This window comes from Halalkalibacter alkaliphilus, assembly GCF_023555415.1.
GTDB classification, from domain to species: domain Bacteria; phylum Bacillota; class Bacilli; order Bacillales; family Bacillaceae_D; genus Halalkalibacter; species Halalkalibacter alkaliphilus.
The window spans coordinates 1-14,918 of record NZ_JAKRYL010000017.1; the positions used below are offsets into that span (position 1 = coordinate 1).

General features: G+C 37.8%; 12 protein-coding genes and 1 pseudogene. 2 read left to right on the forward strand and 11 right to left on the reverse strand.

Annotation, left to right across the window (positions count from 1 at the left end):
* Positions 1-194: 194 nt before the first annotated feature.
* Genes MF646_RS15675 through MF646_RS15690 form a run of 4 tightly spaced genes read right to left on the reverse strand, consistent with a single transcriptional unit; the run spans position 195 to position 4,312 of the window.
* Positions 195-1,325 (reverse strand): GerAB/ArcD/ProY family transporter, encoded by a 1,131-nt coding sequence (locus tag MF646_RS15675; protein WP_250097460.1) that lies wholly within the window; start codon positions 1,323-1,325, stop codon positions 195-197.
* Positions 1,326-1,376: 51 nt separating this feature from the next.
* A complete protein-coding gene (locus MF646_RS15680) occupies positions 1,377-1,598 on the reverse strand; it encodes a hypothetical protein (protein WP_250097461.1) in 222 nt (73 codons plus the stop codon).
* A gap of 2 nt (positions 1,599-1,600) precedes the next feature.
* Positions 1,601-2,767: a Ger(x)C family spore germination protein gene (locus MF646_RS15685; protein WP_250097462.1), complete on the reverse strand. Its 1,167-nt coding sequence runs from the start codon at positions 2,765-2,767 to the stop codon at positions 1,601-1,603.
* A gap of 36 nt (positions 2,768-2,803) precedes the next feature.
* Positions 2,804-4,312, reverse strand: coding sequence for a spore germination protein (locus MF646_RS15690; RefSeq protein WP_250097535.1), 1,509 nt, complete (start codon positions 4,310-4,312; stop codon positions 2,804-2,806).
* 371 nt (positions 4,313-4,683) lie between these two features.
* Between MF646_RS15690 and MF646_RS15695 the strand changes: the two genes are divergently transcribed.
* The gene (locus MF646_RS15695) at positions 4,684-5,898 is read left to right on the forward strand and encodes an AraC family transcriptional regulator (protein WP_250097463.1); all 1,215 of its coding nucleotides are present in this window, start codon (positions 4,684-4,686) and stop codon (positions 5,896-5,898) included.
* A 287-nt stretch (positions 5,899-6,185) separates the two neighbouring features.
* Positions 6,186-7,649 (forward strand): MFS transporter, encoded by a 1,464-nt coding sequence (locus MF646_RS15700; RefSeq protein ID WP_250097464.1) that lies wholly within the window; start codon positions 6,186-6,188, stop codon positions 7,647-7,649.
* 218 nt (positions 7,650-7,867) lie between these two features.
* On the opposite strand, the pseudogene MF646_RS15710 reads toward MF646_RS15700, so the two are convergent.
* The 7 genes and pseudogenes from MF646_RS15710 to MF646_RS15740 all read right to left on the reverse strand — a co-directional run bounded on the left by MF646_RS15710 (position 7,868) and on the right by MF646_RS15740 (position 14,850).
* Positions 7,868-9,171 (reverse strand): annotated as a pseudogene (locus MF646_RS15710) (glycoside-pentoside-hexuronide (GPH):cation symporter).
* Positions 9,172-9,414: 243 nt separating this feature from the next.
* On the reverse strand, positions 9,415-10,011 hold the full coding sequence (locus MF646_RS15715; protein ID WP_250097467.1) for an ABC transporter ATP-binding protein: 597 nt from the start codon (positions 10,009-10,011) through the stop codon (positions 9,415-9,417).
* Complete coding sequence (locus MF646_RS15720; RefSeq protein ID WP_250097536.1) at positions 10,001-10,924, reverse strand: ABC transporter ATP-binding protein; 924 nt, start codon at positions 10,922-10,924, stop codon at positions 10,001-10,003. Before MF646_RS15720 ends, MF646_RS15715 begins: the two co-directional genes overlap by 11 nt.
* 24 nt (positions 10,925-10,948) lie before the next feature.
* Positions 10,949-11,812: an ABC transporter permease gene (locus MF646_RS15725; protein ID WP_250097468.1), complete on the reverse strand. Its 864-nt coding sequence runs from the start codon at positions 11,810-11,812 to the stop codon at positions 10,949-10,951.
* The gene (locus MF646_RS15730; RefSeq protein ID WP_250097469.1) at positions 11,809-12,816 is read right to left on the reverse strand and encodes an ABC transporter permease; all 1,008 of its coding nucleotides are present in this window, start codon (positions 12,814-12,816) and stop codon (positions 11,809-11,811) included. The genes MF646_RS15725 and MF646_RS15730 overlap by 4 nt, the downstream gene beginning before the upstream one ends.
* Positions 12,804-14,405 carry an ABC transporter substrate-binding protein gene (locus MF646_RS15735; protein ID WP_250097470.1) on the reverse strand — a complete coding sequence of 534 codons (1,602 nt, stop codon included), beginning with the start codon at positions 14,403-14,405 and terminating at the stop codon, positions 12,804-12,806. The genes MF646_RS15730 and MF646_RS15735 overlap by 13 nt, the downstream gene beginning before the upstream one ends.
* A 94-nt stretch (positions 14,406-14,499) precedes the next feature.
* On the reverse strand, positions 14,500-14,850 hold the full coding sequence (locus MF646_RS15740) for a hypothetical protein (protein WP_250097471.1): 351 nt from the start codon (positions 14,848-14,850) through the stop codon (positions 14,500-14,502).
* Positions 14,851-14,918 lie beyond the last annotated feature (68 nt).

Below are 14,918 nucleotides of genomic sequence, written 5' to 3' on the forward strand. Positions count from 1 at the left end.
TAAAAAAGCACCTAACACCTTCAGGCATTACGTGCAAAAATTTATTCCCCTCACTCTAACAAAGCACTTAAATTAGTTTATAATCCATTATTTGGCCTAAATCCTCAAAGAATGGAAGAACGCTAAAAGCCGTGCAATGAAGGGACACTAGAAAAGTCATAAACCTTAATTTTTTCAGTGCGCTTGTACAATGATCAATTATTGGTCGTTGCACCTCCTTTAATCGTTTGTGATCCTGATGAGTCTTCATTTTTATTTCTAACCTTTGCGATCATAAGTATTAGAAGAGGGAGAAGAGTGAACATAAGAGGGCTGTAAAAAGGAACAACTTTATTTATGTATTCGTTATATTCCATTGTACTTTTAATATCCCAAATACCAAAAATCATCATGAAAATTGATAAAGGCCATATGATTAGTCTAAAATCTTTCAGGTTAAAAACATGTGTCGTGCTAATTGTTGCAGCGTAATAAAAGACTGAAATCTTTACAAATGCACCAATAATCCAAAGCGTTACTGAAACAGCCTCTAAATTGTCAAAAAAGTCAGCTACTCTTACGTAGCGACTAGCATTTATAACTGGATAGATCTTTGAAGGTGTGGTCGGCCCTAATATAAAGAGAACCATCAAATTCACAATCACTAATGTCAATGCGACACAAGCGACTGTAATCATGCCATACTTCATTCCATTTTTCTTATCAGTTACTAACGGAAGAAAGAAAATCATTAGAAAAAATTGGCTGTACCAACCACTTAGCACAACGGCTCCTAAAAGAGGTGGCACAAGTCCGTCCTCAAGAATAGGGAAAGTATTTCCAAAGTTATAATCAGGAATGAGGAAAATGACAAGTAATAAGAGCGGAATGAGAAATAATGGAAAAAAGACTTGCCCCACTCTAGCTAATACCTCTACACCTGAATAGACTACGATAGCACATAAGAATAACATCGAACCCATAATCACACTCAAGGGTGTATTTAATAAAAAGGAGCCTAACAGTAATTCACTATATGCCCTTGTTATTTCTCCTGTTGTATGAATAAGGGTAAGCATAAAGAAAAAGCCAACCACTTTTCCCAAAAAGCGACCTAGTACTTTTTCAGTTATTTGGACAATCGTGTCATTTGGATACTGTTTATGTAATTGACAAGTGATGAAAACGGTTAAAAACCCTACGATAGAAGCGAAGATCGGTGAGAGCCATAGGTCATTTTGTGCATATTGTGATGTAATACTAGGTACCGACAATATACCTGTAGCGATAATTGTTGGGTATAGTAAGATGGCCATTTGTGAAGCTGAAATATTAAACTTATTCATCATCTTCTCCTTTTTATCAAGGTAGGCAGACGATATCATCTGCCTTTAGTATTAAAGCCCAATTACTCTTGCTATTGGGAGAAAGATCGCTTTTAAAATAGAGTTTGGCCCAGGAACTTGCATAAGGTCTAACAAGGTAAGAGACCAACCAATGAAGAGAAAACTAGCGAACACGATTTTATCCTTAGCAGGCGCTTTTTTTAATAAAGGCCATTGTAGTAAAATAATCAGGATAATAAGAACAGCTGTTATTACAAAAGCATCCCATTGCATTGTTAATTCAACTCGTCTTTTCTTAAATAATCTCTATTCGAAATATTCCCCATTCTACGTACATGAGCATTTATATCTAGCTGCACGTCAATTTCTGGAAATATTTCTTCCCATCGTGGTTCAAGCTCTTTCCACTTCTGTGGATACGTACGATGGATGGACTCTCCGAACCCTACGACATCAGCGTTTATCTCTTTTAGACGAGTAAGGGTAGAGTGAAGTCTCTCGCGTATGCGTTCCCGATATTTTTCTTCGAGCGCATACACTTCTTTTGGGTTTGAAAAATCAAACTGGCTCGAATTCTCCAAGATGCCTCCTTCTGTCTCCACTTCAATTGTTATTTTTGGCTTACCTCCTACGATCTCGGGACGTAAATTAATTCTGGCAGAGACTGGATTTAATGATACGGTGCCACCTCCCATTTTAATAGTAACGGTATAGTCCCGAATTTCGTCTCGAATCCATAGCAGTCCACGCGTCTCAGCTTCCGTTAGCTTTCCGACCATTTTATCTGCTTTGAAGATGGCTGTTCCAAAAATTCTTGAAGCCTGCGTTTCGCCTTCACCTTCTCCTGTTGCAGCTGAGGCGATGACATAAGGAAGTGAGGCCTCATTTATTTTACTTGTTAACATTTCATCTAACTCTTTCACTGTTATTTCCATTCCGATTTCAAGTTCTGCTAATTTACGAAGTGTTTCTCCTCCATAACGTTCTAGGTAGGCATCTAATTCAAGGATTCGCTTTGCATCACCCTCACTTACGAATAGGTTAGCGCGCTCTCTAGTAAATGGGTGACGTAATAACATATCCATATGATCATATACTCCTTTTTTAGCCACTTCCTCACTAAATATATAAACTTTGCATTGTCCCAAAAAAATCCTTCTCGAAACTTTCGTTTGCAGCTTTGATAAGGCATCAGCAGGATTGTCTCCTACCGCAGAAATAATCTTGGTAATGGAATCACCACCCCCGCCCCCCTCTCCCGCTCCAACAGTAGAAGTAACTTGAGGATTGTAGACTTGAATTGAGAGTTCAATTTGGTCATCTTCAGCCTGGTCAAGTGATGCAGCTGTGACAATGGCTAAATCATCTAACTCATTAGAGTCCCAGCATCCAGTTAAGAGTAAAGCTGAAGTACAAATGAGAAACAGATAGAGGTTTTTCATTTTCACCCTTCCTCTGTATTTCACAAATGATGAACATCATTTAGTTGGTTTAGGTTGTAATCGATCTGACTGACGCTCGTAGTTCGAGTCCTGTGTGAAATTCGGGCGAGTATCCATCATCCATAATGGTGAACGCCAAAGAGCATCCCTCAGTTCGTCTCGTTTAAAAGGGGCAACTGGTGTTAAATAAGGTTCACCTAAGGAACGTAACGTACATAGATGAATTACAATTGCAATAATTCCAAGCATAATGCCAACAAGCCCTAAAGCACTAGCGAGAAAAATCATGGGAAACCGAATGATTCTCACAGCAAGGCCCAAAAAGTAGCGCGGAATCATGAATGAACTAATGCCTGTTAAGGCAACAATAATTAACATAGGCGCTGACACAAACCCTGCATCAACAGCAGCCTGACCAATAACTAGCGCTCCAACAATACTAATCGCCGCCCCGACCTGCATTGGTAGTCGAATTCCTGCTTCCCTAAGTACCTCAAACACAATTTCCATCATTAATACTTCAACGAATGCCGGGAAAGGAATTCCTTCTCTTGAAGAAGCAATACTTAAAAGCAAAACTTCTGGAATCATTTCTTGGTGAAAGGTAAGAATCGCGACATACAATGCTGGCACAACAAATGAAGCTACAAAAGCGATATAGCGTAACCAACGGATCATTGTACTAATAAGAAAACGCTGGTAATAATCTTCTTGCGACTGCAATAAGGAAAAGATTGTCACTGGCGCAATCAAAGTAAACGGAGTACCTTCTGTTAAAATCGCGACACGACCTTCCAGTAAACTGGAACATGTAATATCCGGCCGTTCAGTTGAAAGAATTTGAGGAAATGGAGAATACGGATTATCCTCAATGAGTTCCTCTATGTATTCACTTTCTAATATACCATCGATGTTAATGCGATTAATTCGTGTAGTAACTTCTTCAATTACTGTTTTATCGGCAACCCCCTCGATATAAGCAATTACAATGGACGTTTTTGTATACTTACCTACCTTTATGGATTGAATTTTTAAAGCAGGTGTTTTAATAATCCGTCTTATAAGCGATGTATTCACTTGAAGTGACTCAACAAAACCTTCCCTTGGTCCTCTGACACCTTTCTCAGCTTGAGGTTCTTCAATTGATCGTTGTTTCCATTGTGCCAGTCCAAGTGAAAGTGCTTGATCATGTCCATCTATCAAGAGAATGGGGTTACCTGTTGAGATGGACTCGATACAATCTGGTATTAGGTTAACGGTTGTCATATTTGACACAGGCAAATTCTGATGTAAATAGTCAAACAAATGAAGAGGTTCTTCCAGAGAATTTTTCATCAAAGGACTAAGGACGTGTTCATCAATGCCTTTCTGATCTGATAGTCCTTCGATATAGATAATCATCCCGTGTATCTTCCCAAAAAGTAAAAAAGGACGAAAGATGACATCTGAGCATTGTTGATAGATCGATCGAAGGTATTTACAATTCTCGTCAATCGATACAGTTAGGGGATTTTGTGGCTTAGTATCTGATCCATTCAATTGCATTCGACTATGTTTTTTTAGCTTCCTTTTTACTAATTTATTAACCTTACGAATCAAGACACCACCCCCTTTTTGTTTTTTAGCATTCACCGACCTCCAATTTTTATTCAGAGTTACAATTTATGGGCTTAGTAGTTGTCCCCTATGTTAAACTTATTTTCTTAACGGCATATTTAGGTTTACGATCACCTGTAAAGATTACCTTTTTGTTGCCTTGAACCTTTATTACACCCAGACTAGTAGCTATATTCCACACTTGCTTACCCGGCATTGTCAGTATTTACAAGATAGATTAAACTGTCTATGATTAAAACCAAACAGGACTATATTTGCTTTCCCTGAACTAATTTGACATGAAAGGATAATAACTTTATATGAGCATTCAATCTCATTCAATAGCAACCGCCAGCATGACCATTTTTCACTTAACAGATATAAATACACTTATTTTAAATAAAAACGGTTCTATTAATTTGTCATATGAACGTAATCCCATACCTGATTTTTTAGTCGATATCCATCAAAAAGATCTCGCTATTCTTCAACTCCGGACTAAACAGCAAGTAACCCAATGCGGTATGTATACGAATGAACTTGGTCTTTCCTATTTAGCCTACTCTTTTACAATTGAGCAAAACACAACTATGTGTTTAATTATTGGTCCTTTTTTGAAACAAACCCCCGATATAAATCGACTTTCAACTACTTACAAATTAGACCAAAAAAAGCAAATGAGCTTAGGGGAGTTTTTTCAAGCACTAAAATTAGTGAGTCCTTCAAGAGTTCAAAGTATTTCAAACTTGATTAAGCTAATGGGGTCAATCGACCAAGTTCCGATTCAAAACTTAGAAGTGTCACAAGAACATGAAGAAAAATCTCATTTGAGTAAATTCGTACAAAAACAGGATGAGACCAATATAGAGTTAATTGAATTAAGATATAAATTGGAGAAGGAATTGATGAGAGCGGTTGAAAAAGGTGATTCACAAAAAGCTAAGGAGTTTTTTTTAAAGACAGGCAATTTATTTGATTTTGCTGACCGTTTTCCAAATCAGCCGGTAAGAGCAATGAAAAATATATTGATCGTGTTGAATACAACCTTTCGCATTTCTGCGGAAAAGGGAAAAGTTCATCCTTTCTTTCTACATCATATTTCAGAAAAGTTTTCTATCAAGATTGAGCAAATTAATAGTATCGATCATTTAAATAAACTAATTATACAAATGTGCGAGGAATATTGTGAGTTGGTTAAGCAACGATCCATCACTAAATATACGTTATTAGTGCAAAAAGCTATTCACTTTTTAACCATTCATTATAGGCAGCCTTTTGATTTAAATGAAATCTCTCAATATTGCCTCGTACATCCGTCTCACTTATCTCGTGAATTTAAAAAAGAAACAGGGATGACTCTTACTAATTTCTTAAACCAAGTTCGAATAGAAGAAGCGAAGATTTTATTAAAGCAACATCGAACATCCATTGATTGGATCGCGGGTGCGGTTGGCTATGATGATGCTGGCTATTTCGCCAGAATGTTCAAAAAGACTACGGGGATGCCACCTACAAAGTATAGAGATGCTAACTAAGAAATAACTACTTTAAAGTTAACTTATTGGACGTTCTAACCATACTCTATTTCTTTGCATCCACCTCCTAAAAGCTCCTATTAGTAATTTTACCTTAGGAGCTTTTGGAATTTTTTCTGCATATTTGCTTCCAAGGCCCTAATAATATTCTTTTGATAATTCATTTAAAAAACCACTTGCTATTTAAAGCGCTTTCATCTATGATGAATTCATAATTAGTTTGTTGCGTAAACAAAATAAACTGATTATAAAAAAATAAGTAATCGTTCTATTAGGGGGAAAACAAAATGGCGACAGTAACAGTGAATCAGGAAGAAAAGTACCATACGGCGAAGAAATGGCAAATAGGATTTTTTGCTTTAAACAACACTGCGACAAACCTTTATATGTTTTTGATGTTGTTTGTCTCTTACTATGCAACAGGAGTTGCTGGATTAACAGTTGTACTTGTTAGTACAATCTTAACGTTTATGCGGATTTTTGACGGCATTACCGACCCAATCATTGGCTATATCATTGATAAAACGGAATCTAGATTCGGTAAATTTGCTCCATTAATGGTTTTAGGAAATATCATCTTAGCTGCGACGGCTTACATCACATTCACATTTACACATTTAATGCCTGATTCACTACAATTTGCCTTTTTCGTTGCGATTCATATTATTTATATAATAGGTTATACATTCCAAGCAGCTTGTACGAGAGCGGCACAGACGGTTTTAACAAACGATCCGAAGCAACGTCCACTCTTTTCTATTTTTGACGCCACATATAATGCTGTATTATTTACTGGTGGACAAATGTTTATAGCTATGTATCTTGTTGCAAAACATGGCGGCTTTACTTTACCTCTCTTTGCTGAGTTAAAATATTATGTAATTATCCTTAGTGCTATCTTCACTTGTTTAGCCGTGATCGCCATTAAAGGGAAAGACCGGAAAGAATATTATGGATTGGTAGATCAAAACGTTAAAACTAGCTTCCGTGATTATTGGCCAGTTCTAAAAGGGAATCGTGCCTTACAAATGTTAGTTTTAGCTGCTTCCACAGATAAATTAGCAAACATGATGCCTAGGCAAGCAGCTGTTGGGGTTATGTTCTTTGGTATCCTATTAGGGGATTATGCGTTAAGTGGTACAATTGGGTTAGTTGTATTAATTCCAACCCTGCTCGTTACATTTTTTGGAATTGAAAAAGCAAGAAAAATAGGTCTAAAACGTGCCTTCGTTATGGGCACGTGGGTAGCATTATTCTTTTTTGGTGTAACAACTATTTTCTTACTATCCATTGATTCAACTACCATTTCTCTAACGAGCATTGGCTTAGTAACGGTTGTATTTTTAATTTTATATAGTTTAGCACAAGGTTTTTCAAGTTTAACGGGGAACATGGTTATACCGATGATTGCCGACGTTTCTGACTATGAGACATACAGAACAGGCCGATATGTACCTGGGATGATTGCCACCATTTTCTCTTTTGTCGATAAATTTGTCTCTTCATTAGCACCAGCAATTGTTGGTTTTGCAGTAGCGCTTATTGGTTATAGAGACTCATTCCCAGAAGTGGGAGAAGCTTTAACACCTGCATTACTATTAATGTCGTTATTTTTAATGTTCGGTATCCCAATGATCGGTTACATTATTTCATTAATTGCAATGAAATTTTACCCTCTAGATGATAAGAAAATGGAAGAAATCCAAACAGCCATTGCGGACATAAAAAAAGAAAGCAAAGAAGCTGTTTAGACTCAGCTTTAACTAATAACAGGCTCAAGCGTGTGAACCTGTTATTAGTATGTCTTAACAAGTATGAAAAATATAAAAGATACACCCGACTGATTGATCGAGTGTATCTTTTATAACATCAATTTATACTTCTTTACTCATATAATCAGCACATTTTAATTTGTTTTTAATAATTGATTTGATTTATTTCCTTACTTCTTGAAATCAGTTTTTCGAATTTAAGCAGAAAGATCTGCAGAAATCTTCCTAAACTTCTCATCATCTAATAGATATCCATATTTAAAGATAATAAAGCAAATGACGCATGCAATTGCTGGTAGAAGCGCCATAATTACTTTGAACCCAAATAATGTTTCAGGAGATTGTGCTACATTAGGAACGTAACCAATTAGAGCTAACCCCATTGCCGCTCCCCACCCTGCAATCGCTTGCGATAATTTACGCATAAAGCTGTACAAAGAATACGTTGTTCCTTCCTGTCTAACGCCTGTTTTCCACTCACCATAGTCAATAACATCAGAAATAAAAGCCCAAACAAGAATATTTGGAACCATAATCCCCTGCATTCCAAGCCAAAGAAGAAAAATAACGATTACCGGAGTAGTTGGTAATAGAACAATCCACCAAAAGCAATGAAACCAATAAAAAAACCACAAAGTGTAACATTCTTTTTCCCAAACCGCTTTGCGAACATAGGTATTAATGGGATGATTACAAATAATGACGCGATATTGATCATGTTATACACAGGGAATAACATTTCATTTTCTAGATTATAAGTAAAGAAGTAAAGTGCAACAGCCTGATTTAATAACATCGCTGATAAGATAAAAAATGACATAAGTGAAAGAGCCATAAATGGTCCATTTTTCAATGTTCGAGAAATCATCTTCCAACTCATTTTTTCTGGTTTTACAGATTTATTTGGTTGAATTCTTTCCTTTGTATTTCTATATGCTAAATAATAGAAAATGAGTGCGAGTACTCCAATAATTGCAATTACAGCCGGATAACCAATTTGTTGACTTGGAAAAAGCGCTATCATCGGAACAACCAGTACCCCTACAACAAACATGCCTACTTGTTGACCTAAACCACGAAATGAAGCTAATGAAGACCTCTCTACTGGATCCCTAGTCATTACGGATGCCAGTGATCCGTATGGAATATTAACCGCTGTGTAAGCCATTCTAAAAAGGATATAGGTTACATAGGCATAAGCTAATTTCCCAGAGTCAGATAAGTCTGGTGTAGTGAACAGTAAGACCGCCAATATAACTAGAGGGAATCCCGCCCATTTTAAATACGGTCTAAACCTCCCATTTTCTCCGTTTTTCCCATAACGGTCTATAAGTGCCCCCATCATAGGATCAGTAAATGCATCAAAAATTCGTGCGACTAAAAATAATGTACCTACTGCAGCTGCCGTTATTCCAAACACATCAGTATAAAAAATTAGTAAATAAGTAGACACCATTGAAAAGGTTAAATTATTTGCCGCATCCCCCAATCCGTAAGACATTTTTTCTTTTAGTTTTAATTTCGCCACTATAATCCTCCTAAACTATTTGAAATCGTTTTCAAAAATCATTATAATATATTATCTTCTTTTTATTCAGGACTAAAATTGCAAAATCAGGACTATACAAACAACTTTTATATAATTCTACAAATTCCACAAAAAAATCCAGATTCACATTTCTTAAACAATCGTAAGAAACATGAATCTGGATACTGTAAGTAACCCCAATTAATTTTAAATTCGCTAAGAAAAAGTAACCACTCTAGTACATAATCTTCGGATTAGAGCTTCTTCATGACTTATTACGACTATCCCAATCTTGCGTTGCCTAGCAATTTCTACTACTGCATGCCATATTTGAGCTTGTGTAATCGCATCTAGCATTGTCGTCATTTCATCTGCAATTAGAAATCGTGTACCAGTACCTAGTGCTCTAGCAACACAAAAACGTTGCAATTCACCACCTGATAATTCATTTGGCCAGCGAGTAAGCCATTCTTGTTTAACACCTAAAAGATCTAGAAGTTGACCGTCTATTTTGCCACCTTCATGTAAGACCTTCTCCATACGCCATTTAGGGTTAACAGCCTTTTCAGGGTGCTGAAACACAAGCTGTACCGGCTGATACCCCCTTTTTGGTAACGGGGAATTTTTTAATGTAACCGTTCCTTCCTTTTGCTGTTCATATCCTGAAAGCACCCGTGCAAATGTTGTCTTCCCACATCCGCTTCGTCCTCTTATACCTACAATCTCACCCGCACCAATCGTAAAATCCAAATTACGAAATATCCACCGGCTTTTATCATAAGAAAAACCAATATTTTTTGCTTCAAGTTGCATGAAAACACCTCACCATTCCACCTCGAACTGTTTTGACAGCTGGCATTTCACGAGAGCATTGTGCAGTAGCAAATGCGCAGCGTGGTTCAAACAAACACCCGTTAGGTAAGGCGTGAGCTTCGGGTTGTGAACCAGGAATAGGTAAGAATTCATTTTGTGGAAGAGCTCTCCATAATGCCTTTGAATACGGATGGCGCAATGCTTCACCTTTCCCGTAAAAATCTTTTACTGTTGCGATTTCTACAGTTGTACCTGCATAAAAAACTGCAATCTTATCCGCTATACTTAATGCCGAACCAATATCGTGAGTAATAAGCATAACTGCACTCCCATTGTCCGCTAATTCTCTAATAGAAGATAAGGCCTCTTTAACGACTACCGGATCAAGCCCAGGAGTAGGCTCATCGGCAATAATCACTTTCGCCTCACTGATCACTGCTGTTGATACTAAGACTCTACGTGTCATCCCTCCAGATAGCTGAAAGGGATACAGCTTTTCAGCATTTCTGTCTAAATGATACTGATCAAAAACTCTGCGTTGAGCGCCTATTGCATCTTTTTTCTTTGCAGCTAACCTTACTTGTGCCCCTGTTTTCATTAATGGATCTAAGAAATTTACAGATTGTGGAACAAGAGCAATTTCATCTCCCTGCATATCAGTCCGCTTTTTCTGCGTAAGCTCATCTCCATCATATTTAATCGTACCACTTATATTTGCATTACTTGGTAAGATTCCAAGAATAGCATGAGCTAATAGACTTTTCCCAGACCCGCTTGATCCAACAACAGCCACAACTTCTCCTTTATCAATTGACATTGTTAAATTTTGGATGACTTTTAAATCGCTTTTTTTAAAACCCTTTGAATATTGATTGAAGGATATAGACAATTCATCAACTTCAAGAAGAGGCATCTTTTTCACCGTCCCCTATATGAACTATTCATGTGCTCGATGTGGGTCCAGCATGATTCGTAACTGTTCTCCCATCACATCAAACGCTCTTACAATAACTAACAAACAAAGCCCTGGGAAAAAGGCAAGCCACCACATCCCTGTAGATAAGTATCTCATCGATTCTGAGAGAATAATCCCAATAGCGGGTTGATGCGGAGACAATCCCATTCCTAAAAAAGTGACTGCCGCCTCATGTAAGATTGCATGCGGAAACAGTAAAAAAAGACCAACTAAAAGCTGTGGTATGAGGTGAGGCAATAGATGCATCCTTGCAATATACCAGCGCGTTTTCCCTAAACGTTTCGACATTTGTACATATTCCGCTGAGCGCAGCTGCATTACTTCTGCTCGAATGACTCGCGTCAAACTTGGCCAATGAGTAAGAGCAAGTCCTATAATCACACCTTTTGCTCCTCCCCCCATTGCAAAAGCTATTAAAATTAAAATGACCAAATGAGGAACACTTAAAAACAAATCAACTATCCATGAGATAATGCCGTCTATCACTTTGCCCATAGTTGCAGCCATTATTCCTAAAGTAAGGGCAATCGTTACACTTGCAGCTGCAGCGACTAAGCCGACAGCAATACTTAACGTCAGGCCTTTAATAGTACGCGTAAACATATCTCTGCCAAGCCAGTCAGTACCAAAAGGATGAGCGAGCATTGGTCCTAAGTTACGATACTCTAAATTCGTAGCAATCTTCTCATTACTGAGAAAAAAACCGCCAAGGATAACGCTAGCCAACAAAAGTCCAAGTGCCACTATGACAACGATACTTTTTTGCCTTTGATTTATTTGAAAAGGTAATGTGAGAAGATGCTTGGTCTTCATTAAAACGTTCATAGCCCTCTCCTCTCCTTCACCCGTGGATCAACAATTCGATAAATCACATCAGCAATAAGATTTCCTATGAAGACAAATAAGGCACTAAAGATGACGACTCCTAAAAGAAGTGGGACATCTCCCCGAACCCCTGCTTCAACTGTTGCTTGCCCTAATCCAGGATAAGAGAATACTTGCTCTGCTAATACAGCTCCACCAAATAGTTCACCAAAAGCAGCAAACTGAAGCGTAATAGCTGGTAGCGCAATGTTACGCAACCCATGTCGCCATAGTAAAGTAAAACCTTTCTCACCCCTAGCTCTAGCAAATAAAATATAATCGCTTGAGAGGACCTCGATTAACTTTTCCCTTGTGTGTAATGCTACATTGGCTACCCCAATCATACTTAATGTTAACGCTGGTAAAATCAGATGTTGAATTCGTTCAGTAAATGTAACCTCCTCAGCAAGAACCCCTGCTGGGACCCCCATTCCTATCGGAAACCAACCTAACCAAACAGCGAAAATAAGTAGGACCAACATTCCCATCCAAAATGTAGGAGTCGACGCTAACGTATAACAATACCATTTAATGATTCTATCTAACCAAGAACCTCTTTTCATAGCCGCGACAATTCCCAATACAAAACCGATGATTCCAGATAACACCCAAGCTGTCATCATAAGAGCTAGTGAATTAAGAAATTTTTCGCTTATCACTTCTGATACAGGTCGGCGATAAATCATTGATGTTCCTAAATTACCTTGGAATACAGCCGTACTCCAATGAAGAAATTGCTGACCTGGAGTCTTATCAAGGCCCCAATTCTCTGCAATTTGTTCCCGTTGTTCCGGACCAACGCTCATCATGTCTGCACCAATATAGGCTTGAATAGGGTCAACCGGTGAGTAACTAATGAGTATAAAAGAAAACAAACATACACCAAATAAAAGTGAAGCTAGCCTTATGCTTTTTTTCACAAAGTACGAGAGTATGGTCCCCACCTGCGCTATTACTCGTTCCATTTCCACTCAACTATATTATCTGTAATAGGCCAACCATGAGTATGAGGTTGAATCTTCTGCTCCCCTATATCAAGCCCATCTCTTACTAAATAAAGGTGATCGATATTTACAAGCCACGCCCATGGTGCATCTCCTTTTACACTGAAACCTGTTTGACCATCCCATTGGGCTTTTTGCCAATATTCAATTGCCTCTTCCTCACTTTTCGCAGCTATTGCCTGCTTTAAATACTCATCTACTTTTGAATTGGAATAATACCCAGGATTAAACCACTCTATTCCAATATTGTCTCCACCATAAACATGATAAATTTCCAAAGGATCGTGGCTTCCCCAGCCCATTAGAACTGCATTTGAGTGCATCAATGACTGTATTTCATCCCAGCTTCTGCCTTCAATTATTATATTAATGCCTAATGGCTTAATCATATCAGCAACTGCAATGGCAAGTGATTGTCTAGTCACATCGCTTGCTGGGTAAAGAAGAGTGAACTCTGCTTTTAACGAACCTTTTTCAAGAACCCCATCTCCACTTACATCTTCCCATCCAGCTGCGGCTAAGACTTCCTTTGCTTGTTCCATATCATTATCATCAACCACTGTTTCTGAATTCCACCAAGGAAGACGATCTGCAACAGAATACCCAGGAGTGCCATGACCTTCTAACACCCCATCTACTAATCCCTGTCTATCAATAGCAATATTAATTGCCTGACGAATGGCTAGGTCTGCTGTTACATCATTCCCAATTGCAAGTCCATCTTCTGTTACTTCTCCTGAAGATACATATGGAAACATAATGCCCCGATTGTCGACACTCTGAATTGATTCAAGGCGCATACCAGGAACGTCCTGCATGCTAAAAGCTGCTGGAATAGATACCATGTCAACTTGTCCTGATTTCGCCGCACCAAAAGCAGCATCATCATTTAAAAATAAGAAGGTAACTTTCTCAAAATATGGTTCTGTGTCATAGTATTCTAGATTTGCTTCAACAATGATCTGCTGCCCCTTATCCCATTGCACTAATTTATAAGGACCTGAACCAATTGGATTTGTAGCATAATTTTCATCATATGCATGTTCAGGAACTATTCCCATTGTCAATAACAACTGAATAAAAGTAGATTTAGGCTCTTTTAGGTAAAAGGTTATAGTATGTTCATCCAGTGCCTTAACACTCTCAAGAATGCTTAAGTCTATCACAGATCCACTAGCTTTCGCTGTTTCAAAAGTAAACTGTACATCTTTGGCTGTTAATGGCTCTCCATCGGAAAACCTGACATCATCTCTGATCTCAACCGTCCATTCCAAACCGTCACTGCTAATTTCATAACTAGTTGCAACATCATACGTAATTGATAAATCACTGTCGCGCTTTAATAATGTGCTTTGAAATAGCGGAGAACCGTAGCGTCCCCAACCCGTTGTAGGATCGAAGCCAGTCTCTGGTTCCGGTCCGATAGCTAAAATCAACTCTTCTTTTTCATTCGAATTAGCAAACTCTTCCGTAGTATTAGATTGAGTGCATCCACTTATAACTAGAACCGCTACTAGCAAATAGATATATATAAGTCCCTGCTTTTTCAATTTTTCCACTCCTTTTATTAACTATCAATCAGTGTACTTAAAATAATAGTTGGATAGTTGAACACCACTAAATTTTCATGAAAAGTAAATAATATTAGATAGCATTGCGAGTGGTAGAAACTTCAATAAATGATACATTGGCATCTTCATACTTCGATTGATTTTTGCTATAAACTACTTCCGTTAATAAATACACAATCGGAGTAATACTGTTTAGCAATTCTCGGTAACTCAAACTATTTTTCATTGTATTTAATGTTTCTTCGTTTTCCCAAATGCTTATTAACTCATAAGTAAATGGGGGATGTCCAGTATTTGGCTCTAGAAAGTCCACCTCTACACATCCAGCATATTGATAATATGAAATCAGATTCTTCTTCCCATTATTAAGCAACTGCTCTTCTAAACCTTTTTGACAACGTATAGTAACCACTTGAACAAACATCACACCCCTCCTCATTTCCTATGACTTAAAGTGTCCCTACTAGAGAATCGTAAAAAAGCAGGAGTGTC

Bases quoted from the DNA above. Each gene is read 5' to 3' on its own strand.
- MF646_RS15690 (WP_250097535.1), bottom strand. From the start codon at position 4,312: ATGCAATTGAATGGATCAGATACTAAGCCACAAAATCCCCTAACTGTA.
- MF646_RS15695 (WP_250097463.1), top strand. From the start codon at position 4,684: ATGAGCATTCAATCTCATTCAATAGCAACCGCCAGCATGACCATTTTT.
- MF646_RS15680 (WP_250097461.1), bottom strand. From the start codon at position 1,598: ATGCAATGGGATGCTTTTGTAATAACAGCTGTTCTTATTATCCTGATT.
- MF646_RS15715 (WP_250097467.1), bottom strand. From the start codon at position 10,011: ATGCAACTTGAAGCAAAAAATATTGGTTTTTCTTATGATAAAAGCCGG.
- MF646_RS15725 (WP_250097468.1), bottom strand. From the start codon at position 11,812: ATGAACGTTTTAATGAAGACCAAGCATCTTCTCACATTACCTTTTCAA.
- MF646_RS15720 (WP_250097536.1), bottom strand. From the start codon at position 10,924: ATGCCTCTTCTTGAAGTTGATGAATTGTCTATATCCTTCAATCAATAT.
- MF646_RS15675 (WP_250097460.1), bottom strand. From the start codon at position 1,325: ATGAATAAGTTTAATATTTCAGCTTCACAAATGGCCATCTTACTATAC.
- MF646_RS15685 (WP_250097462.1), bottom strand. From the start codon at position 2,767: ATGAAAAACCTCTATCTGTTTCTCATTTGTACTTCAGCTTTACTCTTA.
- MF646_RS15730 (WP_250097469.1), bottom strand. From the start codon at position 12,816: ATGGAACGAGTAATAGCGCAGGTGGGGACCATACTCTCGTACTTTGTG.
- MF646_RS15700 (WP_250097464.1), top strand. From the start codon at position 6,186: ATGGCGACAGTAACAGTGAATCAGGAAGAAAAGTACCATACGGCGAAG.
- MF646_RS15740 (WP_250097471.1), bottom strand. From the start codon at position 14,850: ATGTTTGTTCAAGTGGTTACTATACGTTGTCAAAAAGGTTTAGAAGAG.